Origin of the sequence: Halomonas sp. H10-9-1 (genome assembly GCF_040147005.1) — a bacterium.
GTDB lineage: Bacteria > Pseudomonadota > Gammaproteobacteria > Pseudomonadales > Halomonadaceae > Halomonas.
Window position 1 is genome coordinate 976311 of record NZ_JAMSHO010000001.1, and the last position, 16823, is coordinate 993133.

At 67.6% G+C, this 16823-nt stretch carries 14 protein-coding genes; 12 read left to right on the top strand and 2 right to left on the bottom strand.

The genetic code is table 11. From position 1 onward, the window contains the following. Nucleotides 1-144 precede the first annotated feature (144 nt). The 8 genes from mutL to NFH66_RS04405 all read left to right on the top strand — a co-directional run bounded on the left by mutL (nt 145) and on the right by NFH66_RS04405 (nt 9821). A complete protein-coding gene (gene mutL / locus NFH66_RS04370; protein WP_349608675.1) occupies nt 145-2106 on the top strand; it encodes a DNA mismatch repair endonuclease MutL in 1962 nt (653 codons plus the stop codon). Between the two features lie 169 nt (nt 2107-2275). After that, the gene (miaA, locus tag NFH66_RS04375) at nt 2276-3214 is read left to right on the top strand and encodes a tRNA (adenosine(37)-N6)-dimethylallyltransferase MiaA (protein ID WP_349608677.1); all 939 of its coding nucleotides are present in this window, start codon (nt 2276-2278) and stop codon (nt 3212-3214) included. A gap of 100 nt (nt 3215-3314) precedes the next feature. Continuing rightward, a complete protein-coding gene (gene hfq, locus NFH66_RS04380) occupies nt 3315-3563 on the top strand; it encodes an RNA chaperone Hfq (protein WP_161431466.1) in 249 nt (82 codons plus the stop codon). Between the two features lie 8 nt (nt 3564-3571). Further along, nucleotides 3572-4894, top strand: a complete 1323-nt coding sequence (gene hflX, locus NFH66_RS04385; protein ID WP_349608678.1) for a ribosome rescue GTPase HflX — start codon at nt 3572-3574, stop codon at nt 4892-4894. Nucleotides 4895-4977: 83 nt separating this feature from the next. After that, a complete protein-coding gene (hflK, locus tag NFH66_RS04390) occupies nt 4978-6204 on the top strand; it encodes an FtsH protease activity modulator HflK (RefSeq protein WP_349608679.1) in 1227 nt (408 codons plus the stop codon). Continuing rightward, the gene (gene hflC, locus NFH66_RS04395) at nt 6205-7089 is read left to right on the top strand and encodes a protease modulator HflC (RefSeq protein WP_349608680.1); all 885 of its coding nucleotides are present in this window, start codon (nt 6205-6207) and stop codon (nt 7087-7089) included. A 199-nt stretch (nt 7090-7288) separates the two neighbouring features. Further along, complete coding sequence (locus NFH66_RS04400) at nt 7289-8464, top strand: ATP phosphoribosyltransferase regulatory subunit (RefSeq protein WP_349608681.1); 1176 nt, start codon at nt 7289-7291, stop codon at nt 8462-8464. A 61-nt stretch (nt 8465-8525) separates the two neighbouring features. Further along, nucleotides 8526-9821 (top strand): adenylosuccinate synthase, encoded by a 1296-nt coding sequence (locus tag NFH66_RS04405; protein ID WP_349608683.1) that lies wholly within the window; start codon nt 8526-8528, stop codon nt 9819-9821. Nucleotides 9822-9897: 76 nt separating this feature from the next. On the opposite strand, the gene cobO is transcribed toward NFH66_RS04405, so the two are convergent. Both cobO and NFH66_RS04415 read right to left on the bottom strand, forming a co-directional pair. Next, nucleotides 9898-10497, bottom strand: a complete 600-nt coding sequence (gene cobO / locus NFH66_RS04410) for a cob(I)yrinic acid a,c-diamide adenosyltransferase (RefSeq protein ID WP_349608685.1) — start codon at nt 10495-10497, stop codon at nt 9898-9900. Nucleotides 10498-10564: 67 nt separating this feature from the next. Continuing rightward, on the bottom strand, nt 10565-12061 hold the full coding sequence (locus NFH66_RS04415) for a RimK family ATP-grasp domain-containing protein (RefSeq protein WP_349608686.1): 1497 nt from the start codon (nt 12059-12061) through the stop codon (nt 10565-10567). 176 nt (nt 12062-12237) lie between these two features. On the opposite strand from NFH66_RS04415, the gene NFH66_RS04420 reads away from it, so the two are divergent. The 4 genes from NFH66_RS04420 (at nt 12238) to pepN (ending at nt 16617) form a co-directional block, all read left to right on the top strand. After that, a complete protein-coding gene (locus NFH66_RS04420) occupies nt 12238-12741 on the top strand; it encodes a GNAT family N-acetyltransferase (RefSeq protein ID WP_349608687.1) in 504 nt (167 codons plus the stop codon). A gap of 214 nt (nt 12742-12955) precedes the next feature. Further along, nucleotides 12956-13441: a YajQ family cyclic di-GMP-binding protein gene (locus tag NFH66_RS04425; RefSeq protein ID WP_349608689.1), complete on the top strand. Its 486-nt coding sequence runs from the start codon at nt 12956-12958 to the stop codon at nt 13439-13441. A gap of 107 nt (nt 13442-13548) precedes the next feature. Further along, nucleotides 13549-13920, top strand: a complete 372-nt coding sequence (locus tag NFH66_RS04430) for a YbaN family protein (protein ID WP_349608690.1) — start codon at nt 13549-13551, stop codon at nt 13918-13920. Between the two features lie 66 nt (nt 13921-13986). Beyond that, entirely contained in the window at nt 13987-16617 is a 2631-nt protein-coding gene (pepN, locus tag NFH66_RS04435; RefSeq protein ID WP_349608691.1) for an aminopeptidase N, read from the top strand. Nucleotides 16618-16823 lie beyond the last annotated feature (206 nt).

Consider the following 16823-nt stretch of genomic DNA (forward strand, 5'->3'; position numbering starts at 1 on the left):
TTTAAGCTGTAAGAAAAAACCGTGTCGTGAGTTTCGGCGGCGACATCATGGCTTACGGCTTACGGCTTACGGCTTACGGCTTACGGCTTACGGCTTACGGCTTACGGCTTACGGCTTACGGCTTACGGCTTAATTTGGAGTGATATGTCACAACAGCGTCGTATCCGGGTCCTGGACCCGCGCCTGGCCAACCAGATCGCCGCCGGCGAGGTGGTCGAGCGCCCCGCTTCGGTGGTCAAGGAGCTGGTCGAGAACGCCATCGACGCCGGCAGCTCACGCATCGAGGTGGAGCTGGAGTCCGGCGGTGCCCGGTTGATCCGGGTGCGTGACGACGGCAGTGGCATCGGCGAGGATGACTTGCCGCTGGCGCTGTCGCGCCACGCCACCAGCAAGATCGTCTCCCTGGAGGAGCTCGAGGGCGTGGCCAGCCTGGGGTTTCGCGGCGAGGCGCTCGCCTCGATCAGTTCGGTATCGCGCCTGGAGCTGGTCTCCAATCCCGCGGAGGACCCCACCGCCGGCTGGCGGGTGGTGGCGGAGGGCCGCGACATGGAGGCCCGTGTCTCCCCGGCACCGCACCCCCGGGGTACCTCGGTGACGGTGCGCGACCTGTTCTTCAATACCCCGGCGCGGCGCAAGTTCCTGCGCACCGAGAAGACCGAGTTCGGCCACGTCGAGGAGGCTTTCCGCCGCCAGGCGCTCTCTCGCTACGATATCGGCTGGACCCTGCGCCATAATCACAAGGCCGTCCATCAACTGCGTCCCGGGGAGGACGTGGCCAGCCGCGAGCGGCGTATCGCCGCGCTACTCGGCAAGGCGTTCCTCGAGCACGCCCTGTACCTGGACCTCGAGGCCTCCGGCCTGCGCCTGTGGGGCTGGGTCGGCCTGCCCACCCACTCCCGGGCCCAGGCCGACCAGCAGTACTTCTTCGTCAACGGCCGCGTGGTGCGTGACCGCCTGGTGGCCCATGCCGTGCGCCAGGCCTACCGCGACGTGCTCTTCCATGGTCGCCACCCGGTGTTTGTCCTCTACCTGGAGGTCGACCCGTCGGTGGTCGATGTCAACGTGCACCCCACCAAGCATGAGGTGCGTTTCCGCGACGGGCGCCTGGTCCATGATTTCCTCTTCTCCAGCCTGCACCGCGCGCTGGGGGAGACGCGGGCCGGCCAGTCAGGCAGCGTCGGCGTGGGTGTCGGCGAGAGCGAGGAGGGCGGCGAGGTCGAGGCGGGTGGCGAGGACGCGGCAGATGGCCCGCCGCAGCGGGTCGCCGAGGCCCCCGGGCGCTGGCAGCAGCAGCCCATGGCGTTGCCGCATCGCGAGGAGGGGGGCAAGGTGACGCCCGACAGGGTGCGGGCCTTCATGGAGGGCTATCGCAGCCTGCACCCGGACCACGAGGAGAGCCTGCTCACGCCCCAGCCCGCGGCGCCCGGTGCCGGTGGTGCCGCGGCCGGCCAGGCCCTGGCCGAGCGCCAGGCGACGCAGGCCGCGTCGCGCGGGCCGTTACCCGAACAGGATGACACCCGGGCGCCGCCGCTGGGCTATGCCGTGGCACAGTTGCATGGCGTCTATATCCTCTCCCAGAGCGAGCGCGGCCTGATCCTGGTGGACATGCATGCCGCCCACGAGCGCATCGTCTACGAGCGCATGAAGGCCCAGGTCCATGGCGGGCGCCTCGAGGCCCAGCCGCTGCTGGTGCCGGTCTCGCTGGCGGCCAGCCATGCGCAAGTGGCCGTCGCGGAGAGCGAGCGCGAGGCCTTTGCCCGGCTAGGCGTCGAGCTCGATGTCGCCGGCCCCGAGACCCTGCTGGTGCGCCAGGTACCGGCGCTGCTTGCCGATGCCGACGTGGAGTCGCTGGTGCGCGAGATGCTCACCGAGCTCGAGCGCTATGGGCGCTCCGACCGCCTCGAGGCGCATGTCAACGAGCTGCTCTCCAGCATGGCCTGCCATGGCAGTGTGCGTGCCAACCGCCGCCTGACCCTGGCGGAGATGAACGCCCTGCTGCGTGACATGGAGCGCACCGAGCGCAGTGGCCAGTGCAACCATGGGCGCCCCACCTGGACCGAGATGAGCATGCAGCAGCTCGACCGCCTCTTCATGAGAGGGCAGTAGAAAAATAGAAGCCACCCGAACTCCGAGAAGCGCCGGGGGCAGACCGCAGAGGAGGTCCTATGCCATGGATGGCATCGCTAGCGCCCAGGGAAGGGGTCACGGCGCCTCCTCGTAGGTCTGCCGCCGGATAAGCTTCCCGGTTCAAAGCCCGACAGACCTCGAGAACTAGATGCCTGATAAGCGTCCGCCCGCCATCCTGCTGATGGGCCCCACCGCCGCCGGCAAGACCGACCTTGCCATCGAGCTCCACGAGCGCCTCGGTGTCGAGCTGATCAGCGTCGACTCGGCCATGGTCTACCGCGGCATGGACATCGGTAGCGCCAAGCCCTCGGCGCAGGAGCTGGCCCGCGCGCCGCATCGGCTGATCGATATCCGCGACCCCGCCGAGCCCTACTCGGCGGCGGAGTTTCGCCAGGACGCCCTGCGCGAGATGCGTGAGATCAGTGCCGCGGGGCGGGTACCGCTGCTGGTGGGGGGCACCATGATGTACTTGCGCCAGCTGCTCTGCGGGGTCGCCAACCTGCCGAGCTCTGACCCCATGGTGCGCGCCGGGCTCGAGGCCGAGCTCGAGGCCCGCGGCATGGCCGCCCTGCACCAGGAGCTCGGTCGCATCGACCCCGCCTCGGCGGCGCGGATCCACCCCAACGATCCCCAGCGCCTGCTGCGTGCCCTGGAGGTCTTCCGCATCAGCGGGCGCACCCTCAGCGCGCTGTGGGCGGAACAGCGCCCGGAAACCTTTCCCTGGCGAACGCTGTCGATAGGGCTCGCGCCCGGCGAGCGGCGGGTGCTGCACGAGCGCATCGCCACGCGCTTCGCGGCCATGCTCGAGGGTGGCCTGGTCGAGGAGGTTGCCGCGCTGCGCGCGCGCAACGATTTGACGCCGGCACTGCCCTCGATGAAGAGCGTAGGGTATCGTCAGGTGTGGGAATACCTCGATGGTGAGGTCGACCGCGCCGGACTCACTCAGCGCGGCATCGTGGCAACCCGGCAGCTGGCCAAGCGGCAGCTGACCTGGATGCGCAGCTGGGAGGCGCTGCACTGGGTAGACACCCAGGGCGAGGCGCCCCTGGCCCAGGTGCTGAAACTGGTGCGCCATTTCGGCACTTAGCGTAAGATACGGCGTTCCTTAGGCCGCTGGCCGGGCCGCTTGAAAAGGGCCCTGAAAACCCCAATAACCCAACCCCAGAGACACATCCAGGGAGAGTAAAATGTCCAAAGGGCAGTCGCTTCAAGATCCGTACCTGAACATCCTGCGCAAGGAGCGCATCCCGGTATCGATCTTCCTGGTCAACGGCATCAAGCTGCAGGGCCAGATCGAGTCCTTCGACCAGTTCGTCATTCTGCTGCGCAACACCGTCAGCCAGATGGTCTACAAGCACGCCATTTCCACCGTGGTGCCGTCGCGCAATGTGCGTCTGCCGGCCCAGGATCCTGCCGCGCCGCAGGAAGATGAGTGAGGTTGTGATTGTTTTTTGAACGCCCCGACGCCGGTGAGACGGCGGTACTCGTCCATGTGGACTTCCAGGACGAGAAGGAGCGCGAGGATCCAGGTGAATTCCTGGAGCTCGTGCGTTCGGCCGGTGCCGTGCCGGCCATCCTGCTGACCGGCAGCCGCAAGCGCCCCGACTCCCGCACCTTCTTGGGCTCCGGCAAGCTCGAGGAGCTGCGCGAGGCGCTCGGCGTCCATGGCGCCGAGCTGGTGATCTTCAATCACGGCCTGAGCCCCTCCCAGCAGCGCAACCTCGAGCGTGAGCTCGAGTGCCGCGTGATCGACCGTACCGGCCTGATCCTCGATATCTTTGCCCAGCGTGCGCGTACCCACGAGGGCAAGCTGCAGGTGGAGCTGGCCCAGCTGGAGTATATGTCGACCCGCCTGGTGCGAGGCTGGACCCACCTGGAGCGCCAGAAGGGCGGTATCGGCCTGCGTGGCCCCGGTGAGACCCAGTTGGAGACCGACCGACGGCTGCTGCGTGGGCGCATCAAGGCGATCAACAAGCGTCTCGACAAGGTGCGTGGCCAGCGTGATCAGAATCGTCGCTCCCGGGCCCGGGCCGAGATTCCCAGCGTCTCGCTGGTGGGCTACACCAACGCCGGCAAGTCAACGCTGTTCAACGCCCTGACCGAAGCGAAGGTCTATGCGGCCGATCAGCTCTTCGCTACCCTCGACCCCACGCTGCGGCGCCTGGAGATCGAGGATGTGGGGCCGGTGGTGATGGCCGACACCGTGGGCTTCATCCGTCACCTGCCGCACAAGCTGGTGGAGGCCTTCCAGGCGACCCTGCAGGAGGCCGCCGAGGCCAGCCTGCTGGTTCACGTCATCGATGCCGCCGATCCCGATCGTGAGCTCAATGTGGAGCAGGTCGAGACGGTGCTCGACGAGATCGGAGCCCTGGGGGTCCCGACGCTCAGGGTGATGAACAAGATCGACCTGCTGGACAGCGCCCCGCGCATCGAGCGCGATGGCGAGGGGCGCCCCGAGATGGTCTGGCTCTCGGCCCGGGAAGGCAAGGGGCTCGGGCTGCTTGAGCAGGCACTCTCGGAGTGCCTGGCCGACGATGTCATCGATTTCTCGCTGAGCCTGGGGCCCGAGCAGGGACGGCTACGCGCCGGCCTGCACGAGCTGGGTGCGGTGCGTGAGGAGAGCTTCGACGAGCATGGCCAGACACGCCTGCAGGTGCGCCTGCCGCGTCGCGATTTCCTGCAGCTGATGGCGCGGCTCGGCGAGCGGGCCGAGGACTACCTGCCGGCCTCGCTGAGCGAGCGCGAGGCGTGGGAGGAGTCTCCGTAGACGGGACATGGACAGACAGGATCGCAATCGAGGCCCCGGCCGGCATCACCGGCCGGGGCAGCAACGTATAGTGGAGAAGACCTATGGCCTGGAATGAGCCTGGTGGTGGTGGCAACCAGCACGACCCCTGGAGTGGGGGCGGTCGTCGCGGCGGCGGTAACGGCGGCGGTGGCAAGGGCGGTGGCAATCAGCCACCGGACCTGGATGAGGCCCTGAAGAAGTTTCAGGACAAGCTCAATGGCATGCTGGGTGGTCGCGGGGGCAAGAAGGGCGGGGCCGGCGGCAAGGGCGGTGGTGGCAAGCCACGCAACGCCTTCACCCTGCCGGGCCTGCTGGTGGTGGTGGCCCTGGCCATCTGGGCGGCCTCGGGCTTCTACCTGGTCGACCAGTCAGAGCGCGGCGTGGTGCTGCGCTTCGGCAAGTTCCAGGAGGTTGTCACGCCCGGCCTGCAGTGGAACCCGCCGCTGATCGACGACGTGCGCATGGTCAACGTGACCCGTGTGCGCTCGCTGACCCAGACCCAGTCGATGCTGACCCGCGACGAGAACATCGTCGAGGTCGAGATCTCGGCCCAGTATCAGGTCGCCGACCCGCGCGACTTCGTGCTCAACGTGCGCAACCCGCAGCTCTCCATCGAGAACGCCCTGGACAGCGCCCTGCGCCACGTGGTCGGCGGTACCGACATGATCGATATCCTGACCTCCGGTCGCGAGATCCTCGGCAGCTCGGTGGCCAGTCGCCTGCAGACCTACCAGGATAGCTACGGCACCGGCATTCGCCTGCAGACCATCAACATCGAGTCCACCTCGGCGCCCGACCAGGTCATCGATGCCTTCGACGACGTCATCCGTGCCCGCGAGGATCGCCAGCGCACCATCAACCAGGGCATGGCCTACGCCAACGCCATCATTCCCGAGGCCCAGGGCCAGGCACAGCGCATCGTCGAGCAGGGCCAGGGCTATCGCGAATCGGTGGTCGCCGAGGCGCGTGGTCAGGCGAGCCGCTTCAATGCACTGCTCGGCCAGTATGAGGATACGCCTTCGATCATGCGTGAGCGCCTCTACCTCGATGCCGTCAGCGATGTCTTCGGCAGCACCCCCAAGGTGCTGGTCGATGTCGCCAACGATGCGCCGCTGATGTACCTGCCCCTCGACCGGATGGGCAGCGGCGGCAGCGCCGGGCAGCAGGAGGGTGAAGGCGAGCTCGACCCGCGGGTGCTGGAGCGCCTGCGTGGCACCCAGGGCGCCTCGTCGTCCGGCAACACCAGCAACAGCAGCAACACCGGTGGTATCCGCAGGGAGGGCCGCTAAATGATCAATAATCGTTCCCTGCTCATTGTCGGCGGCCTGGCAGCCGTCGCCTGGCTGGCCAGCAACAGCCTCTACGTGGTCGACGAGACCGAGCGTGCGGTCAAGCTGCGCTTCGGTGAGATCATCGAGGAGAATATCCAGCCGGGCCTGCACTTCAAGGTGCCAATCACCCAGACGGTGCGCACCTTCGATACCCGGTTGCTGACCCTGGATACCGACCCCAGCCGCTACCTGACCCTGGAGCAGAAGGCGGTGATCGTTGACTCCTACGTCAAGTGGCAGGTGATCAACCCGACCCAGTACTACGAGGCCACGGCGGGTGACGAGCTGATGGCCAGCCGGCTGATCCAGCCGCGGGTCGACGAGAGCCTGCGTAACGAGTTCGGTCGCCTCGACCTGCAGCAGATCATCGCCGAGCGTCGCGATGACCTGATGACCGGCCCCACCGAGGAGCTCGACCAGCTGCTGCGCGATGAGCTGGGGGTGGCCATCCGTGATATCCGCGTCAAGCGTATCGACCTGCCCGAGGATGTCTCCTCCGCGGTTTACGAGCGCATGCGCTCCGAGCGCGAGCGCGAGGCCCGCGAGTGGCGCGCCCAGGGTCAGGAGGAGGCCGAGCGGATCCGCGCCAATGCCGACCGGCGTCGGCAGGTGCTGCTGGCCCAGGCCAACGAGCGTGCCGAGACCCTGAGGGGTGAAGGCGACGCCGAGGCCGCGGCCATCTTCGCCGAGTCCTACGGTCAGGATGAGGAGTTCTTCAGCTTCTGGCGCAGCCTGAATGCCTATCGCGACAGCTTCGCCGGCGACGACAACATGCTGGTCCTGGACCCCTCCAGCGACTTCTTCCAGTACCTGAAGAGCCCCGCGGTAGTTGGCGGGGAGTAAGCCATCCGGCCGGGCCTGCGGGCCCGGCCGGGGTTCACCCCCGCCGCAAACGTGGTAGACTCCTGACACCGGGCGAGGCCCGGTTTTTTTGTGGCCGTCTATCCACGAGACCGCGCCAGCCCGTTGCACGCCAGACGCTCGCCGGGCCACGGAAAAGTGTCTTTATCACGGCCATTCACCGCCTTGCAGGATGATTGACATGACCATCGCTGACCGCTGGCTGCTGCCCGACGGCATGGACGAAGTGCTGCCACCCCAGGCGAGCCGCATGGAGGAGCTGCGTCGCGCGCTGCTCGACCTCTATCACCGCTGGGGCTACGACCAGGTGATGCCGCCTACCACGGAGTTTCTCGATTCCCTGCTGACCGGCACTGGCTCCGACCTGGCGCTGCAGACCTTCAAGCTCACCGACCAGCTCACCGGCCGCATGATGGGTATCAGCGCCGACGTCACTCCCCAGGTGGCGCGCATGGATGCCCACTCCCTCAAGCGCCAGGGGCCGGTGCGGCTCTGCTACTGCACCAATGTGCTGCGCGCCACCCCCGACCAGCACCAGGGCGGCCGCAGCCCGGTGCAGGTGGGGGTGGAGTTGTTCGGCCACGCCGGCCTCGAGGCCGACCAGGAGATCCTCAACCTGGCGCTAGCCTCGCTGTCCGCCGCCGGTGCCGAAGAGATCCACCTGGCCCTGGGCCATATCGGTATCTATCGCAGCCTGGTGGAGGCCTCGGGCCTCGAGGGCGACGCCGAGCGGGCGATGTTCGAGGCCCTGGAGCTGAAGTCGCCGGGGGAGTTGGCCGCCCGCGTCGAGGCGAGCGTCGGCGATCCGGCACTGGCCGAGATGTTCATGGCGCTCGGGCGCCTGCACGGCGGCGTCGAGGTGCTGGATGAGGCCCGCGAGGCCTTCGCCGAGGCGCCCGCCGCCGTGGGCGCCGCCCTGGAGCAACTGCGCGCCCTGCTGCGCGGGGTGCTGGCCGCCCGCCCGGAGGTGGCGCTCTACCTCGATCTCGGCGAGCTGCGCGGCTATGCCTACCATACCGGCATGATGTTCGCGGCCTATGTGCCCGGCTACGGCCAGGCACTGGCCAAGGGGGGGCGCTATGATGATACCGGGCGCGCCTTCGGTCGGGCGCGTCCGGCCACCGGCTTCTCCATGGACCTCAAGCAGTTGGCCACGCTGGCCCACGCCGAGCCGCCCCGCGAGGGCATCTGGGCGCCCGCCGAGGGCGAGGGGCTGGGCGAGGCCGTGATGGCGCTGCGCGCCCGGGGCGAACGGGTGGTGCAGGCGCTGCCGGGACAGCGCACCGGACCCGAGGAGCACCGCTGCGACCGGCAACTGGTGCTTCGCGATGGCCACTGGCAGGCCGTGACACTGTAGACTGGGATACCACCTTGGCGCGACGGCCCGCCGCCGCGCGGCAACGAGAGATGAGAGAGCAATGGGCAAGAACGTAGTCGTACTGGGCACCCAGTGGGGTGACGAGGGCAAGGGCAAGGTCGTCGACCTGCTGACCGAATCCGCCGATGCGGTGGTGCGCTTCCAGGGCGGTCACAATGCTGGCCATACCCTGGTGATCGACGGCGAGAAGACCGTCCTTCACCTGATTCCCTCAGGCATCCTGTGGCCCGGCAAGATGTGTGTCATCGGCAACGGCGTGGTGCTGTCTCCCGAGGCGCTGATCAAGGAGATCCGCGAGCTCGAGGCCAGGGGCGTGCCGGTGCGCGATCGCCTGCGCCTGTCGCCGGCCTGCCCGCTGATCCTGCCCTATCACGTGCGTCTCGATCAGGCGCGCGAGAAGGCCCGCGGCATCGCCAAGATCGGCACCACCGGGCGTGGCATCGGGCCGGCCTACGAGGACAAGGTGGCGCGCCGCAGCCTGCGCCTGGGCGACATGCTGCACCGCGAGCGCTTCGCCTCCAAGCTCGGCGAGGTGCTGGATTACCACAACTTCGTGCTGGTCAACTACCACGGCGAGCCGCCGGTGGACTTCCAGGAAGTCCTCGACAGCGCCATGCAGATGGCCGATGAGCTGCGTCCCATGGTGGCCGATACCGTAAGCCTGGTGCATGGCGTGCGCCGCGCCGGCAACAATATCCTCTTCGAGGGGGCCCAGGGCTCGCTGCTGGATATCGACCACGGCACCTACCCCTACGTGACCAGCTCCAACACCACCGCCGGCGGCACCGCCACCGGTTCCGGTGTCGGCCCGCTCTACCTCGACTACGTGCTGGGCATCACCAAGGCCTACACCACCCGTGTCGGTTCCGGCCCGTTTCCCACCGAGCTGTTCGACGAGCACGGCCGTCACCTGGCCGAGAAGGGCCACGAGTTCGGCGCCACCACCGGCCGCCCGCGGCGCTGCGGTTGGTTCGATGCCGTGGCGCTGCGCCACGCGGTGCAGATCAACTCCGTCTCGGGCATCTGCCTGACCAAGCTCGACGTGCTCGATGGCCTGGAGAACATCCGCGTCTGCGTGGGTTACCGCGGCAAGGATGGCGAGGTGCTGGATAACCCGGTGGACTCCGAGGGCTACGAGGCGATCGAGCCGCTCTACGAGGATCTCCCGGGCTGGAGCGAGTCGACCCTGGGCGCCAGGTGCGTCGAGGACCTGCCGGCCAACGCCCGCTCCTACATCAGCTTCCTGGAAGAGAAGGTGGGCGTGAGCATCGATATCATCTCCACCGGCCCCGACCGCAACGAGACCATCGTGCTGCGTAACCCCTTCGACGGCTGAGCCCGGCTGACCCGCCGAGATCCAGCAGGCCCCGCATCGCGGGGCCTGCTGCGTTTATGGGGTACCCTCCGGGAGATCAGTAGTCGATGCCGCGTCGCGCCTGGAGGCCGGCATTGAAGGCGTGGCGCACCTCCTGCATCTCGGTGATGGTATCGGCCATGGCGAGCAGCTCGCGGTGGGCATTGCGCCCGGTGACGATCACGCTCTGCTCCGCTGGACGGTTCTCGATGGCGCGCCTGACCGTCGCGATGTCCAGGTAGCCGAACTTGAGCATGTAGGTGATCTCGTCGAGCACCACCAGATAGACCTCGGGGTCGGCCAGCATGCGCTCCGCCGCGGCCCACACCTCCCGGCAGGCGGCGGTATCCGCCGCGCGGTTCTGGGTCTCCCAGGTGAAGCCGGTGCCCATGATGGCCACCTCGAGGTTGGGATCCTCGACCAGGCGTTCGCGCTCGCCGCACTCCCACTGTCCCTTGATGAACTGGATCACGCCGACCCGGTAGCCATAGCCCAGAGCGCGAGTCACGGTGCCCCAGGCGGCGGTGGTCTTGCCCTTGCCGTTGCCGGTGAAGACCAGCAGCAGGCCGCGCTGTTCGGTGGCGGCGGCGACCTTCTCGTCGACGTGGGCCTTGAGTTTCTGCATCGACTGCTTGTGGCGGGTATCGCGATCACTCATCGGGGTATCATGTCCTTTGCAATATTTTTTAATAAAAACAAAAGTATATGTGAGCCGCGGAGCCGCGTCAGCCTCCCTGGCGTACTCGCGCTTCCAGGCGTGACAGGAACACCGCCATGATGCGCTCATAGAGGCCCCGGCCGAGCACGGCGTCCTCGATCCCCGCGTCGATATTGGGGTTGTCGTTGACCTCGATCACCACGACCCGCTCGCCGGATTGCTTGAGGTCAACGCCATACAGGCCGTCGCCGATCAGCCGGCACGCCTTGAGAGCCGCCTTGATCACCACCGATGGCACCTCGGCGGGGTCATGGGTGGTGAAGCCGCCGCTCTTCACGCCGCCGGCGGAATGGTCGTAGATCTGCCAGTGGCCGCGGGCCATGTAGTAGCGGCTGGCGAACAGCACCTGGCCATCGAGCACCCCGATGCGCCAGTCGTATTCGGTGGGCAGCCACTCCTGGAGCAGCAGCAGGGCCGAGTCGTGGAACAGGCGGTCCGCCTGGTGTTCCAGCTGGGCCAGCTCCGTGACCTTGACCACGCCGCGGGAGAACGAGCCGTCGGGGACCTTGAGCACCAGCGGGAAGTCGAGGCCGTCGGGGCGTTCGGCCAGCGGGCGACGGTCGCCGCGCTTGAGCAGTACGCCCTCCGGTGCCGGCACCCCGCGGGCGCGCAGCAGGGCGTGCAGGTAGACCTTGTTGGTGCAGCGCAGGATATCCCGTGGCGAGTCGATCACCACCAGCCCCTCGTGTTCGGCACGGCGCGCCATGCGATAGGTGTGGTGGTCCAGGGCGGTGGTCTCGCGAATGAACAGGGCGTCGAACTCGGCGAGCCGTCCGGCATCGCGGCGGGTGATCAGCGAGACATCGATGCCCAGCCGTCGTCCGGCACGGATGAAGGCCTTCAGCGCCCCGCGGTTGCTGGGGGGCAGTGCCTCCCCGGGGTCGACCAGGATCGCCAGGTCGAAGCGGTAGCGGCGTCGCGCCCGGGGGGTGCGCCATACCTGGCGCGAATGGCGGTTCAGGGCGCTGGCGAAGAGATCTTGCTCCTCCCTGGCCAGGTCGCGCAGGCGCAGCGGGCGCAGGCGGGAAAGCCGCCACTGGTCGTGGCGCCGCACCAGCCTGGCCTCCAGCAGCGGACAGGGCAGGCGCTCGAAGAGCTTGCGTGCCAGGCGCTCGAGGCCGGGCTCGCGACACTCGCCGAACAGCACGCGCAGGGTCACGGCGTCACCGGAAAGCCGTCCACGCCGTGCCAGGTCGCCGAGCAGCGTGGCCAGGGTGTCCAGTTGCAGGTCGATCAGCGCCTTGCGCGACAGCTCGTTGAGGGTCTCCACCGTGGGCAGTACTCGCTGGCCGCGGGCCTGGGCGAGCAGCGACACGTAGTAACCGGTGCCCAGGTAGTCGAGCTCGCTGCACAGGTTGATCACGTGGGTGGTGCGTTCGCTTTCGGGGCCGCTGCGGTGGCGCCGGTCCAGCGACAGGTAGTCGTCGGCGCTGATCAGGTCATCGCTGGGATAATAGGGTTGCCAGTCGGCGAGGCGGTCGACGACGATTCTCAAGGGGCACATGGTGGCGGCTACCGGGTAGAGGAGAGGGCGGCCGGGGCGGGCCGAACTGCGCCAGAATGCGCCGGGCCCGCGACCACGGCAAGGCGGGAAGTGGGTGAAAAGATTTCATGCTGTTGCCTCGCTGACAGCGGCGTCAAGCACGCTCAGAATCGTTCGGGTATCTTCTGGAGAATCCCATGACCATTCAGTTGCGTCGGGCCACCGGCCACGACCTCGACGCCCTCTTTCGCCTGGAGCAGAGCGCCTTTACCGGCGACCGCTTCAACCGTCGCCAGCTCTGGCACCTGCTCAATCGTGCCCACGCCGAGACCTGGACCCTGGAGCGTGCCGCCGCGGCGCTCACGCCGGCGCGGCTGCTGGGTTACGGTACCCTGCTTTTTCGCCACGGCAGCACGCGTGCCCGGCTCTACTCCTTCTGCGTGCACCCCGAGTTCCGCGGCTCCGGCCTGGGGCGTCAGCTGCTCGAGGCCCTGGAGGGGGCGGCCAGGGAGCATGGCAGTGACCGACTGGGCCTGGAGGTGCGCGCCGACAACCGTGCGGCCCTGGCGCTTTACCGGCGCATGGGGTTTCGCCTTGAGCGCTGGTTGCCGGAGTACTACGAGGATGGCTGTGCCGCCTGGCAGATGGCCAAGGCACTGGAGACCAGGGCTATGGCAGATGGCAGCACCGCTCAAGGCTGACCCGGCGACAGGCCTGCGAGGGGGCGCTACGAGTACGTCCTTGTAGGCTACCTCGGCCATCCCTGGTCCTCGGACCCCCTCTTCGACCTGTCCCCGGCGCCTTTCGCTATCGCCGCATGGCTAACTGCGATAGCCCTGCACTGGAGACGGCGGCGTTGGAGGCTCGGGACTGATAGAATCCAGGCAACCATCCCCCACTTTGCCAGGAGCCGCCATGCCCTCCTTCGATATCGTCTCCGAGTTCGACAAGCACGAGGCCAGCAACGCCGTCGACCAGGCCAACCGCGAGATCCAGACCCGCTTCGACTTCAAGGGGGTCAGCGCGAGCTTCGAGCTCAATGGCGAGACCGTCGCGCTGGAGGCCGAGGCCGATTTCCAGCTCAAGCAGATGCTCGATGTGCTGCGTGGAAGGCTGATCGCACGTGGCATCGACGCCCGCTGCATGGACATCCAGGAGGCGATTCTCTCCGGGGTTCGCGCCCGCCAGGAGGTGACCCTCAAGCAGGGCCTCGACCAGAAGGAGGCCAAGGACATCGTCAAGCGCATCAAGGAGAGCAAGCTCAAGGTCCAGGCCCAGATCCAGGGCGAGAAAGTGCGCGTCACCGGCAAGAAGCGCGACGACCTCCAGTCGGTGATGGCGCTGTTGCGCGGAGAGGGCGGCCCCGAGCTGCCGCTGCAGTTCGACAACTTCCGCGACTGAGCCCGTGGGCCGAGGCTCGCGGCTAAGGGTCCCATAGCCATCCTCGATTGGCGCCCCCGGTCTGCCTGCGCTTCAATGAACTCATTGCCGGGTAAAGGGAGCGCCGGATGTCCGAGCTCAAACGCCTCGTCTACCTCGCCATCGCCGGCGTCAGCTTCGCGCTGGGGCTGGTCGGCGTGTTCGTGCCGTTGATGCCCACCACCTGCTTCATGCTGCTGGCGGTGTGGTCGGCCACCAGGAGCTCACCGCGCCTGGCCCGCTGGATCCGTTCTCACCCGCGTTTCGGCCCCGCGGTGGTGGCCTGGGAGGGGGAGCGTGCCATCCCGCGCCACGCCAAGTGGCTCGCCGCCGCCATGCTGGCCCTTTCCATGCTGGTGCTGGCGCTCTCCGTGACCCTTCTGTGGCTCAAGCTGGTGCTGATTGTCGGCCTCGCCCTGCTCGGGGCCTGGATCCTGACCCGGCCGGAGCCGGCGCTCTGAAGGTGCTTTGAGCTCGAGGGGCGCGGCGCCGTACAATGGTCGCAATTCTCGACAGGAGCATCACGCATGTCTGACCCCCAGGCGACCTACCTGAGCGACTATCGTCCCCCTGCCTACCGCGTCACCCACACCGAGCTCACCTTCGATCTCGATCCCGCTGCCACCCGGGTCAAGGCGCGCCTGCACCTCGAGCGCCATCCCGAGCGTGAGGCCGGCGAGCCGCTGGTGCTCGACGGCGAGGGCCTGACCCTGGAGGCGATCGCCCTGGATGGGGAGCCGCTCGCGGCGGACGAGTACGCCCAGGCGGCGGCGCACCTGACGGTGCACCGGGTGCCCGAGCGCTTCCACCTGGACACCGAGGTGACCATCGCCCCCGAGGCCAACACCGCCCTGGAGGGGCTCTACCTCTCCAGCGGCATGTACTGCACCCAGTGCGAGGCCGAGGGATTCCGGCGTATCACCTTCTACCCGGACCGCCCCGATGTCATGGCGACCTTCTCCACCACGGTGATCGGTGGTACCGGCGAGCCGGTGCTGCTCTCCAACGGCAACCCGGTGGAACGCGGCGAGTTGCCGGGCGGCCGCCACTTCGTCACCTGGGAGGACCCGCATCCCAAGCCCAGCTACCTGTTCGCCCTGGTGGCCGGCGACCTCAAGAAGGTCGAGGATGCCTTCACCACCGCCAGCGGGCGCGAGGTGACCCTGCAGATCTGGGTCGAGGAGGAGAACCTCGACAAGACCGATCACGCCATGGCCTCGCTGAAGCGCGCCATGGCCTGGGACGAGCAGGCCTACGGCCGCGAGTACGATCTCGACCTGTTCATGATCGTGGCGGTCAACGACTTCAACATGGGCGCCATGGAGAACAAGGGGCTTAACATCTTCAACTCGGCGGCGGTGCTGACCCATCCCCACACCGCCACCGACGCCGCCTTCCAGCGGGTCGAGAGCATCGTCGCCCACGAGTACTTCCACAACTGGTCGGGCAACCGCGTCACCTGTCGCGACTGGTTCCAGCTCTCCCTGAAGGAGGGCTTCACGGTGTTCCGTGACCAGTGCTTCTCCGCCGATACCAACTCCCCGGCGGTCAAGCGCATCGAGGACGTCGCCTTCTTCCGCACCGCCCAGTTCGCCGAGGATGCCGGCCCCACCGCCCACCCGGTGCGCCCCGACCACTACATCGAGATCGGTAACTTCTACACCCTGACCATCTACGAGAAGGGCGCCGAGGTGGTGCGCATGCTCGCCAACCTGGTGGGCGAGGCAGCCTTCCGACGTGGCAGCGACCGCTACTTCGAGCGCTTCGACGGTCAGGCGGTGACCATCGAGGACTTCGTCGACTGCATGGCCGAGGCCTCGGGACTGGACCTTTCCCAGTTCATGCACTGGTACTCCCAGTCCGGTACCCCGGAGATCGATGCCTTCGGCGAGTATGACTACGCCAGGGCCGAGTATCGCCTGATCCTGCGCCAGCGCACCCCGGCGACCCCCGACCAGCTCGACAAGCAGCCGCTGCACATCCCGGTGCGCCTGGGCCTGGTGGGTACCAAGAGCGGCCGTGACCTGCCGCTGACCCTGGATGGCGAAACGCTGGGGAGCGACGCCGTGATCCACCTGCGCGAGGCGGAGCAGGAGTTCCTGTTCACCGACGTCTCCGAGGCCCCGGTCCCCTCGCTGTTGCGTGGCTTCTCGGCCCCGGTGAAGCTGCGTTTCCCCTATGGCCGCGAGGACCTGGCCTTCCTGCTGGCCAACGACTCCGATGGCTTCAACCGCTGGGATGCCGGCCAGCGCCTGGCCATGCTGGCCCTGGACGATCTGATCGCCGCGCACCGCAACGGTGTCGAGAAGGTGATGGATCCGCGGGTCACCGAGGCCTTCCGTGGCCTGCTGGAGGGGGAGCCCGAGGACCGCGCGGTGCTGGCCGAGATGATCACCCTGCCCAGCGAGGCCTACATCGCCGAGCAGCAGCCACTGGTGGACGTCGACGCCATCCACGCCGCCCGGGAGTTCATGCGTCGCGGGCTGGCCACGGCGCTGCGGGATGACTTCCTGCGCGTCTACCGCGAGAACCAGAGCGACGAGCCCTATGCGCCCACGCCGGAACAGATCGCCCGGCGCAGCCTGAAGAACGTGGCGCTCGCCTATCTCATGGCCATCGAGGACGAGGACGGCGTGCAACTGGCCCGCGAGCAGTTCGAGGCCGACCACAACATGACCGACGTGCGCCATGCCCTGACCCTGCTGACCCACAGCAGTCGCGACGAGCTCAGCGAGCCGGCGCTCAAGGCCTTCGGCGAGAAGTGGGCCCATGACCCGCTGGTGATGGACCAGTGGTTTGCGATCCAGGTATCACGCCCGCAACCCGACGTGCTCGAGCGGGTGAAGTTCCTGATGCAGCACCCGGCCTTCTCGCTGAAGAACCCCAACAAGGTGCGCGCACTGATCGGCACCTTCGCCGGCCAGAACCGGGTCAACTTCCACCGTATCGACGGCGCGGGCTACCGCCTGCTGGCCGACACCGTGATCGAGCTCAACCGCCTCAACCCGGAGATCGCCGCACGGCTGATCACCCCGCTGACCCGCTGGGCGCGCTTCGACGAGGAGCGCCAGGCGCTGATGAAGGGCGAGCTCGAGCGCATCCGCGCCGAGCAGCTCTCGCCCAATGTCTATGAGGTGGTGGAAAAGGCCCTGGCCTGAGGAAAGGAAAATTTCCCTGAATGGCAGAAAGGTTGGCTTGTCGCAGGCCGGCGTGAAAGCGAACGGTAGGAGGGAGGCTCCGCCTCGCGACTGGAGGCCGAAGGCCTCCCGGTGAAGTGCTCTAGGTTCGCAACACCACCAGGGCGCCTGACGGCGCCAATCGCGATGCAGAGCATCCCTCCTACATCCTGAATCACGCCAAAGTG